The organism is Sinorhizobium chiapasense, assembly GCF_045277575.1.
Classification (GTDB): domain Bacteria; phylum Pseudomonadota; class Alphaproteobacteria; order Rhizobiales; family Rhizobiaceae; genus Ensifer; species Ensifer chiapasense_A.
In genome coordinates, this window is sequence record NZ_CP144205.1 from 1,634,346 (window position 1) to 1,649,795 (window position 15,450).

General features: G+C 63.8%; 13 protein-coding genes and 1 riboswitch. Of the genes, 5 read left to right on the top strand and 8 right to left on the bottom strand.

The window, feature by feature from the left end; translation table 11 throughout:
* Positions 1-53: 53 nt before the first annotated feature.
* Positions 54-890 (bottom strand): UDP-2,3-diacylglucosamine diphosphatase, encoded by an 837-nt coding sequence (locus QM996_RS07920; protein WP_500269960.1) that lies wholly within the window; start codon positions 888-890, stop codon positions 54-56.
* A gap of 173 nt (positions 891-1,063) precedes the next feature.
* Here QM996_RS07920 and QM996_RS07925 point away from each other — a divergent pair, with 173 nt between their 5' ends.
* The 4 genes from QM996_RS07925 (at position 1,064) to QM996_RS07940 (ending at position 6,519) form a co-directional block, all read left to right on the top strand.
* Entirely contained in the window at positions 1,064-3,376 is a 2,313-nt protein-coding gene (locus tag QM996_RS07925) for an NADP-dependent malic enzyme (protein WP_500269961.1), read from the top strand.
* Positions 3,377-3,658: 282 nt separating this feature from the next.
* Complete coding sequence (locus tag QM996_RS07930; RefSeq protein WP_500269962.1) at positions 3,659-4,393, top strand: helix-turn-helix transcriptional regulator; 735 nt, start codon at positions 3,659-3,661, stop codon at positions 4,391-4,393.
* 247 nt (positions 4,394-4,640) lie between these two features.
* Complete coding sequence (locus QM996_RS07935; RefSeq protein ID WP_429815626.1) at positions 4,641-5,285, top strand: acyl-homoserine-lactone synthase; 645 nt, start codon at positions 4,641-4,643, stop codon at positions 5,283-5,285.
* 127 nt (positions 5,286-5,412) lie between these two features.
* On the top strand, positions 5,413-6,519 hold the full coding sequence (locus QM996_RS07940; protein ID WP_500269963.1) for a DUF2865 domain-containing protein: 1,107 nt from the start codon (positions 5,413-5,415) through the stop codon (positions 6,517-6,519).
* On the opposite strand, the gene bluB is transcribed toward QM996_RS07940, so the two are convergent.
* The 3 genes from bluB to QM996_RS07955 all read right to left on the bottom strand — a co-directional run bounded on the left by bluB (position 6,476) and on the right by QM996_RS07955 (position 9,672).
* On the bottom strand, positions 6,476-7,219 hold the full coding sequence (gene bluB / locus QM996_RS07945) for a 5,6-dimethylbenzimidazole synthase (RefSeq protein WP_500269964.1): 744 nt from the start codon (positions 7,217-7,219) through the stop codon (positions 6,476-6,478). The genes QM996_RS07940 and bluB overlap by 44 nt on opposite strands.
* 46 nt (positions 7,220-7,265) lie before the next feature.
* Positions 7,266-7,478: riboswitch (cobalamin riboswitch) on the bottom strand.
* Positions 7,479-7,576: 98 nt separating this feature from the next.
* Complete coding sequence (locus QM996_RS07950; protein WP_500269965.1) at positions 7,577-8,389, bottom strand: SDR family oxidoreductase; 813 nt, start codon at positions 8,387-8,389, stop codon at positions 7,577-7,579.
* 89 nt (positions 8,390-8,478) lie between these two features.
* Positions 8,479-9,672, bottom strand: a complete 1,194-nt coding sequence (locus tag QM996_RS07955; RefSeq protein ID WP_500269966.1) for a phytanoyl-CoA dioxygenase family protein — start codon at positions 9,670-9,672, stop codon at positions 8,479-8,481.
* A gap of 104 nt (positions 9,673-9,776) precedes the next feature.
* Between QM996_RS07955 and QM996_RS07960 the strand changes: the two genes are divergently transcribed.
* Complete coding sequence (locus QM996_RS07960; protein WP_500269967.1) at positions 9,777-10,796, top strand: LacI family DNA-binding transcriptional regulator; 1,020 nt, start codon at positions 9,777-9,779, stop codon at positions 10,794-10,796.
* Here QM996_RS07960 and QM996_RS07965 read toward each other — a convergent pair.
* From QM996_RS07965 to QM996_RS07980, 4 genes are all read right to left on the bottom strand, one after another.
* Positions 10,771-12,357, bottom strand: a complete 1,587-nt coding sequence (locus tag QM996_RS07965; RefSeq protein WP_500269968.1) for a sensor domain-containing diguanylate cyclase — start codon at positions 12,355-12,357, stop codon at positions 10,771-10,773. The two genes, QM996_RS07960 and QM996_RS07965, sit on opposite strands and share 26 nt — an antisense overlap.
* Positions 12,358-12,573: 216 nt before the next feature.
* Positions 12,574-13,401 carry a TolB family protein gene (locus QM996_RS07970; RefSeq protein ID WP_500269969.1) on the bottom strand — a complete coding sequence of 276 codons (828 nt, stop codon included), beginning with the start codon at positions 13,399-13,401 and terminating at the stop codon, positions 12,574-12,576.
* Positions 13,402-13,427: 26 nt separating this feature from the next.
* Positions 13,428-13,763, bottom strand: a complete 336-nt coding sequence (locus QM996_RS07975; RefSeq protein ID WP_500269970.1) for a hypothetical protein — start codon at positions 13,761-13,763, stop codon at positions 13,428-13,430.
* 3 nt (positions 13,764-13,766) lie between these two features.
* Entirely contained in the window at positions 13,767-15,449 is a 1,683-nt protein-coding gene (locus tag QM996_RS07980) for a glutamine-dependent NAD(+) synthetase (RefSeq protein WP_500269971.1), read from the bottom strand.
* Between the last annotated feature and the right edge of the window lies 1 nt (position 15,450).

The following is a 15,450-nucleotide window of genomic DNA, read 5'->3' on the forward strand; positions in this document are numbered from 1 at the left end:
AGGCCTCGCCATAACCTAGTTTTCGCGACAGGAGCCGAAGTGTCGCCCTCCGGTCAGGCGGCGCGCTGGGTCAGCAATTGGGCAAGCAGCTTGTCGGCTTCACCGGAGGCTTCGCTTTCAACGGCGCCGCCACGCATCTGGTGCCAGGTGATGAGTTCCATCGTCCCGTCATGATGCTCGGCAATCGCCGTGCAACTTTCCACCCAGTCGCCGGTATTGATGTAGCGGATGTCGCCGATGTCCTCGATGACGGCGTGGTGGATGTGTCCGCAGATCACGCCCTCGGCGTCGTGACGACGGGCCTCCTCGGCAACCACCTTCTGGAACTCGCCGATGAAGTTGACGGCGTGCTTCACCTGGAGCTTGGCCCAGGAGGAGAACGACCAATAGGGCATGCCGAGACGGCGGCGGATTGCGGCCAGGCCGATATTGATGGCGATCGCCGTGTCGTAGGCCCAGTCGCCGAGATAGGCGAGCACACGGGCATTGCGCACCACGACATCGAACTCGTCGCCGTGAAGCACCAGATAGTTGCGGCCGTCCGCGCCCCTGTGCAGGTAACGCTGCGCCACCTCGATGCCGCCGAAATGGACGCCCGGGAAATCGCGCAGGAATTCGTCGTGATTGCCGGGAATATAGACGATGCGGGCGCCTTTGCGCGCCTTGCGCAGAAGCTTCTGCACGACGTCGTTGCAGTTCTGCGGCCAGTACCAGCTGCGTTTCAGCCGCCAGCCGTCGACGATGTCGCCGACGAGCACGATCGTCTCCGCTTCATGATGCCGCAGGAAATCGAGCAGGAAGTCCGTCTTGGCGGCCTTCGACCCGAGATGGACGTCGGAGATGAACAACGTCCTGAGCTTTCGTACGGAGTTGTCTTGCTGCGCCGTCATGCCAGCCTCGTCTTCAGTTACGCTTTCTGCCCCCGTGAAAACCAGACTCGTGTTTCAGGAAGATGACATGAGCGTCTTGCCGCCCATCTGGCCGCCGAAATCAGCACGGCAAAACTGTACCTTGCTCCGAATTCATGCCAAAAGGCACGACCACGAATGAGGAATGTGAGAGAATGAATACGGGCGACAAAACGAAATCCCAAACCGGTCCGGCCAGCGGCGATATCGATCAGCAGGCGCTTTTCTTCCACCGTTACCCTCGCCCGGGAAAGCTCGAAATCCAGCCCACCAAGCCGCTCGGCAACCAGCGTGACCTGGCGCTTGCCTATTCGCCTGGTGTCGCCGCCCCTTGCATCGCCATCCGCGACAACCCCGAAACGGCCGCGGATTTCACCGCCCGCGCCAACCTGGTCGCCGTCATCTCCAACGGTACGGCCGTGCTCGGCCTCGGCAATATCGGGCCGCTGGCCTCGAAGCCGGTCATGGAAGGCAAGGCGGTTCTCTTCAAGAAGTTTGCCGGCATCGACGTCTTCGACATCGAGATCGATGCCTCGAGCATCGACCGCATGGTCGAAGTCATCTCGGCGCTCGAACCGACCTTCGGCGGCATCAACCTCGAAGACATCAAGGCGCCCGAGTGCTTCGAGGTCGAGCGTCGCCTGCGCGAAAAGATGCAGATCCCGGTCTTCCATGACGACCAGCACGGAACCGCCATCATCGTCGCAGCCGCCATCCTCAACGGCCTCGAACTCGCCGGCAAGGACATCGCCAAGGCAAAGATCGTCACGTCGGGCGCCGGCGCCGCCGCGCTCGCCTGTCTCAACCTGCTCGTGACGCTTGGCGCCAAGCGCGAGAACATCTGGGTGCACGACCTAGAAGGCCTCGTCTACAAGGGCCGCCAAGTGCTGATGGACGAATGGAAGTCCGTTTACGCGCAGGAGAGCGACAACCGCGTGCTTGCCGACAGCATCGGTGGCGCAGACGTGTTCCTCGGGCTTTCCGCCGCCGGCGTGCTGAAACCGGACCTGCTGGTGCAGATGGCGGAGAAGCCGCTGATCATGGCGCTTGCCAACCCGACGCCGGAAATCATGCCGGAGGCTGCCCGTGCCGCCCGTCCGGATGCGATGATCTGCACCGGCCGCTCGGACTTCCCGAACCAGGTCAACAACGTTCTCTGCTTCCCGCACATCTTCCGTGGCGCGCTCGATTGCGGCGCAAGCACCATCAACGAAGAAATGAAGATGGCGGCAGTCCGCGCCATCGCCGGCCTTGCCCGCGAGGAGCCGTCCGACGTTGCCGCCCGCGCCTATTCCGGCGAGACCCCGGTCTTCGGCCCGGATTACCTGATCCCCTCGCCCTTCGATCAGCGCCTCATCCTGCGCATCGCGCCGGCCGTTGCCAAGGCGGCCGAGGAAAGCGGCGTCGCCACCCGTCCGATCCAGGACTATGACGCCTATCTCGACAAGCTGAACCGCTTCGTCTTCCGCTCGGGCTTTATCATGAAGCCGGTCTTCGCTGCGGCGAAAAACGCCCAGAAGAACCGCGTGATCTTTGCCGAAGGCGAAGACGAACGCGTGCTGCGCGCCGCCCAGGTTCTGCTCGAAGAAGGCACGGCCCGCCCGATCCTGATCGGCCGTCCGCAGATCATCGAGACGCGCCTGCGCCGTTACGGCCTGCGCATCCGTCCCGATGTCGATTTCGAAGTGGTCAACCCCGAAGGCGATCCGCGCTATCGCGACTATGTCGAGGACTATTTCTCGCTCGTCGGCCGCCTGGGCGTGATCCCGGAAGCCGCCCGTACGATCGTGCGCACCAACACGACCGTGATCGGCGCGCTTGCCGTCAAGCGCGGCGAAGCGGATGCGCTGATCTGCGGCGTCGAGGGCCGCTATTCCCGCCACATGCGCGACGTTTCGCAGATCATCGGCAAGCGCGAGGGCGTGCTCGACTTCTCCGCGCTCAGCCTGCTGATCTCGCAGCGCGGCGCCACCTTCTTCACCGATACCTATGTGAGCTACTGCCCGAGTGCCGAGGAGATCGCCCAGACCACCGTCATGGCGGCACAGGAAATCCGCCGCTTCGGCATCACGCCGCGTGCGGCCCTCGTCTCGCATTCGAACTTCGGTTCGCGCGATTCGGAGAGCGCCACCAAGATGCGCAAGGCGCTCCAGCTCGTGCGGGAACTCGCGCCCGACCTCGAAGTCGACGGTGAAATGCACGGCGATGCGGCGATCTCGGAAGCGCTGCGCCAGCGCGTCATGCCGGACAGCAGCCTGCCGGGCGAAGCCAACCTGCTGGTCTTCCCCAATCTCGATGCCGCCAACATCACACTCGGCGTCGTCAAGACCATGACCGACAGCCTGCATGTCGGCCCGATCCTGCTCGGCTCGGCGCTGCCGGCACACATCCTTTCGCCTTCGGTCACGTCGCGCGGTGTCGTCAACATGGCGGCGCTTGCGGTCGTCGAAGCCAGCCATCCGGGCTGACATGAAGCCGCGGAGATCGCCATCGATCTTCGCGGATACCGGGCGCCAGACCGGCGCCCCCAATGCCATATCCAAGCGTCGCGCAATCTCCGAACGCGGCGCTCCAAGGCCCGGGGATCCCAGCGGAATCATCGATTGCGTTCTGAGCGGCTGCGCCTGCCGCCATCAGCAGCAACCGAAGATTGCAGAGCTGGTATTATACTCCAAACGGGTAAGATTGCGCTGGACAAAAGGTGAACCCCTAACCATGCTGCAACCTCGGACGAGATTCGGTGTTGTGGCATGACTGAGCAACAGGCTGTCCTCGACATGCTGGAAATCCTGGAATGCGGGGGCTGTGTCGAGCCCGCTCATTTCTTTACGCTGATGCGCCGGACCTTCCGTATCGCTCATCTTCTGTACCTTGAAGCCGAGCCCTACGCCGACGAGCTGAAGATCTGCCGCCTGCATCACACATTCGGTGCCTATGCAGCCGAAATCTACCGGTCGCGCAGCCTTCACAGAATCGATCCCATCCTGAAACTCGCACTTGGCGGCGTCCGCCCGGTGGAGTGGACGATGGCGCGGCAACGTTTTCCGGATTGCGAGCCCCTGTTCCAGGCGGCGCAGGAGATCGGCCTTTCGACCGAAGGCGTCGCCTTGCCGCTACCTTCGCCTGCCGGCCGCATGGCGCTGCTTGCACTTAACGTCAACATGCCGGCCGACGAATGGACGGCCTATCGGCGCCAGCATCTGCGCGATTTCCAGCTTGCGGCCAACCTCTTCCATGCCGCAATGCTCGAGCACGCCGCAATGCCCGGAGCGTTCTCGGCGCGCGAGCGCCTCACCGGTCGCGAAACCGAGGTTCTGACCTGGGCCGCCGCCGGCAAGAGCTATTGGGAAATCGCCACGATTCTCGGCATTTCCGAGCGCACCGTGCGCTTCTTCATGACCAATGCGAGGCGCAAGCTGAATGTCGTCTCCAATACGCAGGCGGTTGCCCAGGCCGTCCGCCATGCGCTGATCCCCACCGTTTGACGCCGGCCGCGCCTACAGCGCCGCGCGTCTTATGAGACGCGCAAAGGTCGCTGTAGCACTTTGATTTGCTGCATGTCTTTGTCCTTAAATCGAGGTCGATTTGAGGAGACATGCAGTAGGCTCTCTCCCAAAACCCCTCGAAATCTAGTGGGAGATATCACTGATTTAAACTGTCACTACCGACAGTTACGCGACCGTCGCCAGCCTGACAGCATCCGGCCATCCCAAAACAAGGATGGAGAAAAAGATGATCAGGATTCTGAACGGAAAGACCCGCGCACAGCACCCGCAGGCCGTCGACGAGATGTTCCGGCTGCGCAAGCGCGTCTTTCACGATTTCCTGAAATGGGATGTTCAGACCGACGGTGAGTGGGAAATCGACAACTACGACAAGGCGAACCCGCTCTACGTTCTGTCCTACGCCCCCGACACCGGTCGCCTGCGCGGCGCGCTCCGGCTGCTGCCGACGCTTGGCCCCAACATGCTGGACGATACCTTCCCGATCCTGCTCGGCGACAACCCGGAAATCCGCAGCGCTTCGGTCTGGGAATCGAGCCGATTCTGCATCGAGCCCGACATTTCCCAAGACCGCGCCTCGAACCAGGTCACGGTCGCGGCCGCCGAGTTGATGTGCGGCGTCGGCGAGCTCGGTCTCGCCTCCGGCATCAGCCATATCGTCACTGTCACCGACGTGTTCCTGGAGCGCATGTTCCGCCGCATGGGATGCCCGGGAGAGCGCATCGCCGAACCGCATCGCATCGGCTCGGTCTTCGCCGTTGCCGTCGCCTGGGAAGTAACCGAGAACCTGCTTCAGCGCATGAAGGCGGTTGCCGCCATCGAAGGCACCGTTCTGGAACGTCCGATGTCGCTGGAAACCGCCCGCGCCGCCTGAGCGCTTCGGCCGGCCGGACCCGTTAACGCAAACCGCCGCTTGTCGTTGCACGATCACCGACAAGCTCTATGATGGAGGTGAAACAGGAATTGCCGCCGGCAACCGCCCATAGCAGAAGGTTGGCATCGTGCGGCGGCAGGAAGAGACTTCGCCCGTGTTCCCGCGCTTGAAACACGTCGCTGCGGCGCTTGTGCCGTTGGCTCTGGTCGGTGCCGATCCTTCGCTGGCATCGACCGTGTGCGACCGGCTGAATACCCGGCTTGCGCAAATGTCCGACATCGTCGCCACCAATGCCGACGCCCGCGACTATGCCAGCGCCATCTCGCGCCAGAACATCGAGCTGCGCCGGGCGAAGAACGATCGCCGGCGCGCGGGCTGTGGTGGCGGCAGCGTCGCCACCTTCGATGGCGGCGACCCCGACGGCTGCGGCGAGCTCAACAGCCTCATCGCCGAGATGGAAGACAATCTGCGCATGCTGAAATCGGAGCGTGAGCAGATCGTCGCCGGCGGCAGCGAAGACACCCGTCGCCGTATCGTCGCCGCGCTCGAGATCAATGGCTGTTACAGCGACCGCGACTATTTTGCGACCGTCGAACCCGAAGAGCCGGAGACGCACCGCAACATCGTTGCCGACCTGCCGCCTGACGATGCCTATGGGCCGATGCTTGGGCATGGCGAAGACGGCTATGCGCCGCAGGACGGCTATTATCGCGGAACCTTGCGGACCATGTGCGTGCGCACCTGCGACGGCGCCTTCTTCCCGATCTCCTCGGATGCGACGCCCGCCGACTTCCCGCGGGACGAACAGGCGTGCCGGGCGCGCTGCCCTGGCGCCGAAACGGAGCTCTACTTTCACGACCTCAACACGGAGGAGAGCGAACAGATGGTCTCGGCCGTGACCGGCCGGCCCTATACCGAAATGCCCAATGCCTTCGCCTATCGCACCCGCGGCATCAGCAAACCCGGCATGTGCGGCTGCCAGATACCACAGACGGCCGCGACCTCACCGAAAGCGACCGGTACGATGACCGGTGATGACCAGTCGTCGATCGTGGTGATCGAAACCAAGAAGCCGGCCGATGCCACGACCGCAAAGGCGCCGCCCGAGGAGCGCCCCTACGATCCGTCCAAGAACAAGGTGCGCGTCGTCGGCCCGACCTTCCTGCCCAACGAAGAAACCTCGATCGACCTCAAGCACCCGAAGGGACCGGCCTATCAACCGGTCCAGAATTGATGTCGGTACGATCCGTCGCTGCCGTTCCCCAGCCTTCCTCGAAGACCAGTTCTTCAAGCGGCAGGCGCTGGCGCCATCCCTTCACCGCCAGTTCGGGCTGCTGGTAGAGGCGTTCGACATAGCCGAGGCAGAGCCAGGCAACGATCTCGATATGATCGGGGATGCCGAGGATCGCCTTGATTTCCGCCTCGTGGAAGATGCTGACCCAGCCGACGCCGACGCCTTCGGCGCGGGCCGCAAGCCACAGGTTCTGCACGGCGCAAACCGTTGAATAGACATCCATCTGCGGATTGTGCGTGCGGCCGAGAACGACGGCGCCACCGCGCGTGCGGTCACAGGTGACGCAGATGCTGAGCGGCGCCTTGCGGATGCCTTCGAGCTTCAGCGAGCGATACTTGGCCTGTTGCTCCTCCGCAAACATCAGCGCCGCCTCGTCATTGGCACGGCGAAAGGCCTGCCAGACGCGTTCGCGCGTTTCCGGCGCCCGCACCAGCACGAAGTTCCATGGCTGCATGAAACCCACGGACGGCGCGCTGTGCGCCGCTGTCAGCAGCCGCTTCACCAACTCGTCGGGCAAGGGCTTGTGCAGGAATTCGTCGCGCACGTCGCGGCGTGTTTCGATGGCGCGGTAGACGGCCTCCCGCTCTTGCAGCGAAAAGGCACCGGCAGCCGCAAGGCCGCCCTTCGGTTCAGTCAGCATCGTTCGATCCCCAACAATGCGAAAACCTCCCGCCGTCCACGCGGGGTTCGGTCTATCTCGCCAGGCCGGTCTTCTGACTTCGGTTCAACCGGTCGCCCCACCTTCCCAGATCGATTGAAGATCCAGTGGCAAAACCTTGAATCATTTATTCAAGGTTCCTTGAGGCGACCGTCCCCGTCACAGCGTTGGGCACGTTCCGGAATGACACCGGATTCCCGATTCTCCCGCTCGCGCGGGCACCTGACGGCGCCATAAGGGCACAGCCGCCAGGGAAAGACAAGCACCGGTCAGGGCGGGTGAGGAAAAGTGCCGGCGGTTTTCCGCCCGCATCCCGCTCCAACTTACGAGGATCGTGATCTAAAGCGGCGCCACCGGATGCGGCGAACCGTCATAGGCGCCCCAGACCGACTGGTCGAAGCAAATCACCGATCCGGTCATCAGCCCGGATTCGGCCGAAGACAGATAGGCGCAGGCGCGCGCCACCTCCGCCGGATCGACGAGCCTGCCGAACGGCTGGCTGGCGGCCGCCTTTTCCAGCCAATCCGCGGCGGCGCCGTGAAACTCGCGCTGAATGCGATCTTCGCCCTCGGATGCCATCCAGCCGATATTCAAGCCGTTGACGCGGATGCGGTTGCGTAAGAGCGCGTAAGCCGTGTTCTTGGTCAAGGTTTCGAGAGCCCCTTTCGACGAGCAATAGGCCGCGATGAAGGGCTGCCCGGCCATCGCCGACATGGAACCGATATTGACGATCGTGCCTTCGGTCCGCTCGCGCCGCATCACCTTCACGGTCTCCTGCATCAGGAAGAAAGGCGCCCGTACATTGATGGCGAACATGCGGTCGAAGAGTTCCGGTGTCGTGTCGAGGATCGTGCCGCGATCGGTAATGGCGGCAGCGTTGACCAGCGCATCGATCCGGCCGAACGCCGCATCGCAGGCGGCAACGACCTTGCGGGCATCGTCCACCTTTTCCAGGTCGGCCTCGACATAGACCACCTTCGTGCCGCTGGCCTTACCGATTTCTTCGGCCTTCGCGCGCCCCTTGGCGGCATTGCGCCCGCAAATGACGATACCGGCGGCGCCGCGTTCGGCGAAAAGGCCGGCAATCGTTGCACCCAGTCCTTGCGTGCCACCGGTGACGATGGCGATCTTGCCTTGCATCTGTCCGTTCATCGAATTCCTCCCTCGGAAATGATCGTGTGAAACAGGTACGGCCCCCGAGCGCAACGCACCGGGAGCCCGCCCAATGTGAGACTGAACCGTCAGCTCAGCTTGCGCCGCGCCTGCGCATCGAGTGCCGCATGAAAGTCCTGCTCGCTCGTTCCCGCGGCCAGTGCCTCGCGCATCAATTGCGCCTGCGTCTTCGGTGCCAGGCCGCCGAACGGCGGATCGCGGTCGAGGTTGGTCGGGAAGGAATAGCCCTCGGCGCAGGACGCGATGGCGTTGGCGGCTTCCGCCTCGGTCAGCTTGCCCTTCGCCAGCAACGTCTTCAAGGCCGGGTAAAGCGTAACGCTCATCGTCAGCCGATCGACCGTCTCCATCGCCCGGCCGAAAGCCGAGGACACCTGCAGGAGATTGGCGACGCGCCGGATATCGGCGGAGCGGTTGTTGCCGGCCGCGTGGAAGAGTGCCGGATTGAAGAAGACGACATCGCCCTTTTCGAGCGGAAGCTGCACGTGGTGCGTGTCGAAATAGGCGCGGAACTCCGGCCGGTTGAGCGCCAGATAGCCCGGCACATAGGTCTGGCTATAGGGCAGGAACAGCGTCGGCCCGCTTTCGAGCGACATGTCGCAATGGGCAACCGCGCCTTGCAGCGTCAGCACCGGCGAGAGCTTGTGCACATGAACCGGATATCGCTCGATCACCGCGGAGGTCTGGAAGCCGAGATGATAGTCGCGATGTGCCGATTGCGCCGCACCGCCCGGATTGACGCGGTTCACCTGCGCCGTCATCTGATAGTTCGGTCCGAGCCAGGCCTCGCTGACGAGCGCGATGATGGCATTGCCGTAATAGGCCGCAAAATTCTCCGGCGCCTTCAGGCAATGTTTTTCCAGCGAGTTCCAGATGCGATCGTTGGCGCCGGGCTTGGCAAAGTGATCGCCGCCGCCGCTGTTGCTGCGATGCTGCTCCTCGATGATCTCGTCGAAGACGGCGCTCGCGACGTCGATTGCGGCCGTGTCGGCGAAGGCGCGCTTGAAGACCGCCACACCCGGGCCGGTCGCCAGCGCTTCACAGATTTCGGCAAGCACCGCCCGCCGCGTCTCGGCATTGCCGCAGGCGGCAATCAGGTCGGCGCTGTTGTAGACCAGCACGTTATTGTCGCAGCCTGCTGCATAGGGATAGTCGGCCAGGTTGGTGCGCCGTTCGACTTCCGCCCGGAACGCCTCGATATCGCAGGCCTCTTCGGTGAGCCAGACACGCTCCACCCGCTGCCTCGCACCGTCGTCGGTCTTCATCCCGTTTCCTCCTCTGGAACATCTTGATGAGCACGACTATAGGCGGCGGCAAAACATGATATAGAGCAAGAAGCCATCAAAAATCCATCAGGAGAGCAGCGGCGATGGCCCATCCGTTTCTGGTCAAGGACATCGCCTTTCAGGCCGGCCTCAGCACCGCGACCGTCGATCGCGTGCTCAACGAACGCCCGGGCGTAAGGCGGCAGACCATCGCCAGGGTTCGCGCGGCCATCGCAGAGCTGGAGAAGCAGCAGGCGGGGCTCGACATCCAGGGCCGCAAGTTCGCGATCGACATCGTGATGGAGGCGCCGGAACGTTTTACCGACGCGGTGCGGCGGGCGTTCGAGGGCGAGGCGATGACGCTGGCGCCGACGAGCTTTCGCTGCCGCTTCCATTTCGCCGAGACGATGCGTCCGCAGGAGATCGTCCAATTGCTCGATCGCATCCGGCTGCGCGGAACCGACGGGCTTGTTCTGAAGGCGCCGGATGTGCCCGAGATCGTCGGCGCCGTGGCGCGCTTCGAGACGAGCGGCATCCCCGTCGTCACGCTGGTGACCGACCTGCCCCATTCCCAGCGAACCGCCTATGCCGGCGCCGACAACAGGGCAGCCGGAGAAACCGCCGCCTATCTGATCGGCGAGCGCTTCGCCGGCGCGTCGGCAACCGTGCTTGTCACCTTGTCGAGCGGCCGCTTCCGCGGCGAGGAAGAGCGGGAAATCGGGTTTCGCCGCGTGCTGCGCCAGCACTACCCGACGATCCGGATCGTCGAGATCAGCGAGGGCCATGGGCGGGACAGCGAAACCGGTGCACTGGCGGACACGGCACTCGCCGCCAACCCCGACATCAATGCCGCCTATTCCATCGGCGGCGGCAACCGCTCGGTGCTGGCCGCCTTCGACCGGTTCGGCCGCCACTGCGCGCTCTACGTCGCCCATGACCTCGACGAGGACAATCTGGCGCTGCTGCGCGAGCGGCGCATTCATTTCGTCCTGCACCATGATCTGAAGACCGACGCGCGCACGGCATTTCGCACGATCATGCTCTACGGCCGCGCTTCGTCTGGCGCGGTCGGCCCTCAGCTTTCGGCGGTCGTGGTCATCACGCCCTATAACGTGCCGGAGTAGGACGATCGCCAGCGCCACTCGGTCCGGGGACGAGCCTGTTGCCGGAGGTTCCGCCCGGCAGGACCGTATCGTCAGCCGTTTCAACGCGATTGCGGCCGCGCCGCTTGGCGAGATAGAGCGCTTCGTCGGCAGCCAGCAGCAGGGCGCGCGCGGTCAGCCCATGGCGCGGCGCAAAGGCGATGCCGGCGCTGCCGCCGACGATGAGCAACTGGCCATTGAACCCGACCGGTGTCTGCGCATCGGCGACAAGCCCGGCCGCAAGTCCGCGAGCCTCGGCCTCGCTGCAATCGCCGAGAATGATGGCGAACTCGTCGCCGCCGAGCCGTGCGACAGTACCCTTGGGACCGGCACGGTTCCGGAAGCGCTCGGCCATGGCGACCAGAACGGCGTCGCCCGCCGCATGACCATGGCAGTCGTTGACCGCCTTGAACGCGTCGAGGTCGGCATAGACGAGCGTGAATGGGTGCGTCTTTACCTTCAATAGCGCCGCCGCCAGCATGTCGTCAAAACCGCTCCGGTTGAGCAGCCCCGTCAGCCGGTCGTGCTTGGCAAGATGCCGGTTGAGTGCCTCGCTGTGCTGCAAGGCGGCAAAGAGCGTCGAGAAGCGCAGGGCGACGAAGGCCATCAGCAGCGCCGCCACAATCGCCATCACGATGACGCTCGGCAACAACTCGGCCCGGACGAACCCGCCCGGTGACTTCGGCATCCACGCCGCCACGAGGCAGGATGCGTCGGAGCAGCGCCCGACGGACGCATAGACGCTGCCCTCCGGCCGCGCGCTGAGGGGCGCGAAGGCGAGTCCCCCGACACCCAGCCGCACCGCGATCTCGCGCATCATCTTCGGCGTCACCGGCCGCACCGAAACCATGAGCACGGGCGCGCGACGCTCCGCCGGTATCGCCAGCGTTTCCGGAATCACCGCCTGCACGACCACGACGCTCATGCGCCCGTCGATCTCACGCAAGTCCACGGCGTGAATTCCGGGCACGGCCGGCATCACCGATTGCGGGTCCGGCGTCACCACATCCAGCACGTAGGAGCCGTGATTGTTTCTGAGCGCGTTGTCGTAGCGGCGCCTGGCTTCGTCGAGCAGATCGTCCACCTCCTCGAGCGGAACACGGGCCGCCCCGCTCGACACCGCAACGCCGTCCTTCAACACCGTCGAAACGTTGTGGTCGATGTCCGTGAAGATCAGCCAGGAGAAACCGTAGTCTTCCCACAGCCAGCCCGCCAGTTCATCCGCAACGAAGGCGTCGCTGACGTGCCCTTTGGCCAGTTCCTGGTAGGTTTTGTCCCAGAAGGAGAGCTGCGCCTGGAATTGGACGACCGCATCCATCTGGTGGCGCAGTTCGTTTGCCACCAGCCGCCGCTCCGCCGAAAGGCCGAAGCGATCCGCCTCGGCGACCGAACGATCAAGAACGAAGATGAGGCTCGCGATGATCAGGATGGCGACCAGGGTACAGGCGGCATGAATCGCCCAAACCGTTCTGCTCCGCTTCGCCAACCGCAACGTCTTGTCCAACCGCCAGTCCCCCTCGCCCGCACCGGCCACGGCGAGCATTTGGGCACTCCTGCAAGCGCAATGCTCGGCGATGGCAGCCGATACGCCGGCACCCTAGCGACCAAACTAGAAGTTTGGCTTAAATAAGCTGGTGATGAAATACTTAACGATTTCAACCGCCTGAATCGATCGACAAATCGACCGACAATCAGCAGTCGCAGGCGAAACCAAAGGGAGCGCAAGCGGCAGCCGGCGCTCCGTGCAGGCCGCCTCGTCTCAGCTTTCCGGCTGATAACGAACGAAGGCGAAGCGGTCGCCGGCGGGAGACCAGTTGGGCACGTTCATCGTTCCCTGCCCGCCGAAGAGCTCGAACAGCACGCGCGCATTGCCGCCGTCCATGTCCATCAGCCGCAGGCGGACATCGAGGTCGCGCGGATGATCGAAGACGTCGCCGTCATAGGAGAGCACCAGCAGATGTTTTCCATCGGGCGACGGATGCGGGAACCAGTCGCCATAGGGGCTGTCGGTGATCCGCGTGACATCGCTGCCATCGGGACGGACGCGCCAGATCTGCATCTGGCCGGTGCGGCTCGAGTTGAAATAGATCCATTCCCCGTCCGCCGACCAGTCGGGCCCGTCATTGCGCCCTTCCCCGTGGGTCAAGCGGCTCTCCTCGCCGCCATCGACCGAAATCGTGTAGATGTCGAAGACCTGGTCCCGGATGCCGCAATAGGTCACCGTTTGCCCGTCGGGCGACCAGCCGTGCCAATAGGATGGCAGATTGCGGGTGACGAGCCGCGGCGTTCCGCCTTCGGCCGGCAGCAGGTAGATCGCCGATTTCCCGAACTCGGTTTTGTCGCTGATCGCGATCGTGCCGCCATCGGGCGAGATGCCGTGATCGTTGTTGCAGAGCGTGGCAAAGCCGGTATCGATCTCCGTCGGCTCCGAACCGTCGAAGCCGAGGCTATAAAGGCGGCCATCGCCGTTGATGACGAGGTGGGTCCCATCCCGCGACCAGTTGGGCGCCTCGACCAGCCGATCCGTCTGCCAGACGACGCGCGTTTCGCCGGTAACGATGTCATGGGTTTCGATGGAACTGCGCATACCGTTCTCCCGCCGCAGTGAAGCAGCTATTTACGTTCTTCGCCCGCTCTCAGCGTCGCCAGGACCTTGGCGCAGACCGACTGCATCAAGATGGAATGGCGTTGCTCTCGCCCGCTTGAGACGAGGCCCCAGGCCAACAGCAGCAGGATGCAGACGAAAGCAACGCCGACGATGACGACGCCGCCGGTTGCAAGACCATAGATGCCGAAGACCGCCGGCGTCGCGAAATAGGCAATCTGCGCCGAAAGCTGCCTTACAGCGGAAACGTCGCTCACCGACCACAGCCGGATCAGCCGAATTTCCTCGTCCGGGAACGGGGGACCGCCATGCTTGCCGTCCCGCCCTTCACCGGAGGCGCTCACCGTCTATCCCCGGTCGCGGAAGCGGTTGGTGATCGGGTAGCGACGGTCGCGGCCAAAATTCTTCTTGGTGATCTTGACGCCCGGCGCCGACTGCCGCCGCTTGTATTCGGCGATGTAGAGCAGGTGTTCGACCCGGTGAACCGTCGCTTCGTCATGGCCGCGGGCCACGATCTCGTCGGTTCCCATCTCCTTTTCGACCAGGCATTCGAGAATATCGTCGAGCACCGGATAGGGCGGCAGCGAATCCTGGTCCGTCTGGTTGGGGCGAAGTTCTGCCGACGGCGCCTTGTCGATGATATTCTCAGGAATGACGATGCCCGAAGGACCCAGCGCGCCCGGCGGAACCGTCGTGTTGCGCCAGCGCGACAGCGCATAGACCTGCATCTTGTAGAGGTCCTTGATCGGATTGAAGCCGCCATTCATGTCGCCATAGAGCGTGGCATAGCCGACCGACATTTCCGACTTGTTGCCCGTCGTCACAACCATCGAGCCGAACTTGTTGGAGATCGCCATCAGGATCGTGCCGCGCGTGCGGCTCTGGAGGTTCTCCTCGGTAATGCCCGATTCGGTCCCCTCGAACATGTCGGAGAGTGCGCTGAGGAAGCCTTCGACCGGTTCTGAGATCGGGACGATGTCGTAGCGGCAGCCGAGCGCCGCGGCGCATTCCTTGGCGTCCTTCAGCGATTCCTGCGAGGTGTAGCGATAGGGCAGCATGACGGTGCGCACCCGCTCTTCGCCGAGCGCATCGACCGCCAGTGCGGCGCAGATCGCCGAATCGATGCCGCCGGAAAGGCCGAGCACGACATTCTTGAAGCCGTTCTTGTTGACGTAGTCACGGAAGCCGAGCATGCAGGCACGGTAGTCCGCCTCCTCCCGCTCCGGCAGGCGCGACTTCAGCCCGCTGTCGCAGTGCCAGCCGTTTTCGCCCTTCTTCCACTCGACGATGCTGATCGCCTCTTCGAACTGGCTCATCTGGAAGGCCAGCGACTTGTCGGAATTGAAGGCGAAGCTCGCGCCGTCGAACACCAGTTCGTCCTGGCCGCCGAGCTGGTTGGCATAGATCATCGGCAGGCCGGTCTCGATGACCTGCTTCAGCACCACCTGATGCCGCACGTCCACCTTGCCGCGATAATAGGGCGAGCCGTTCGGCGACAGCAGGATTTCCGCGCCGCTTTCGGCCAGCGTCTCGCAAACGCCGAGATCGCCCCAGATGTCCTCGCAGATCGGAATGCCGATGCGCACGCCGCGGAAATTCACCGGACCCGGCATCTCGCCCTGGTCGAAGACGCGCTTTTCATCGAACTCGCCATAGTTCGGCAGATCGACCTTGTCGCGGACCGCGATGACCTTGCCGTCGTCGAGCACTGCCACCGAATTGTGCCGCCCGGTCTTGCCCTGCCGTGGGAAGCCGATGATGACGCCCGGGCCGCCGTCGACCGTCTCGGCCGCCAGCTTTTCGACCGCCTGGAAGCAGGCCTTCAGGAAGGCCGGCTTCAACACCAGGTCTTCCGGCGGATAGCCGGAGATGAACAGCTCCGTCAGAAGCAGGAGATCGGCGCCCTGGCGCGCCGCATCGGCGCGCGCCTCGCGTGCCTTGGCCAGGTTTCCGGCGATGTCACCCACCGTCGGATTGAGCTGGGCGACTGCGATGCGCAGGAGCGAAGGGGCGGTCTTGTGAGCGGTCATG

Excerpts from the sequence above, each read along its gene's own strand:
- QM996_RS07920 (WP_500269960.1), bottom strand. The coding sequence starts at position 890 with ATGACGGCGCAGCAAGACAACTCCGTACGAAAGCTCAGGACGTTGTTC.
- QM996_RS07925 (WP_500269961.1), top strand. The coding sequence starts at position 1,064 with ATGAATACGGGCGACAAAACGAAATCCCAAACCGGTCCGGCCAGCGGC.
- QM996_RS07930 (WP_500269962.1), top strand. The coding sequence starts at position 3,659 with ATGACTGAGCAACAGGCTGTCCTCGACATGCTGGAAATCCTGGAATGC.
- QM996_RS07935 (WP_429815626.1), top strand. The coding sequence starts at position 4,641 with ATGATCAGGATTCTGAACGGAAAGACCCGCGCACAGCACCCGCAGGCC.
- bluB (WP_500269964.1), bottom strand. The coding sequence starts at position 7,219 with ATGCTGACTGAACCGAAGGGCGGCCTTGCGGCTGCCGGTGCCTTTTCG.
- QM996_RS07950 (WP_500269965.1), bottom strand. The coding sequence starts at position 8,389 with ATGAACGGACAGATGCAAGGCAAGATCGCCATCGTCACCGGTGGCACG.
- QM996_RS07955 (WP_500269966.1), bottom strand. The coding sequence starts at position 9,672 with ATGAAGACCGACGACGGTGCGAGGCAGCGGGTGGAGCGTGTCTGGCTC.
- QM996_RS07960 (WP_500269967.1), top strand. The coding sequence starts at position 9,777 with ATGGCCCATCCGTTTCTGGTCAAGGACATCGCCTTTCAGGCCGGCCTC.
- QM996_RS07965 (WP_500269968.1), bottom strand. The coding sequence starts at position 12,357 with ATGCTCGCCGTGGCCGGTGCGGGCGAGGGGGACTGGCGGTTGGACAAG.
- QM996_RS07970 (WP_500269969.1), bottom strand. The coding sequence starts at position 13,401 with ATGCGCAGTTCCATCGAAACCCATGACATCGTTACCGGCGAAACGCGC.
- QM996_RS07980 (WP_500269971.1), bottom strand. The coding sequence starts at position 15,449 with ATGACCGCTCACAAGACCGCCCCTTCGCTCCTGCGCATCGCAGTCGCC.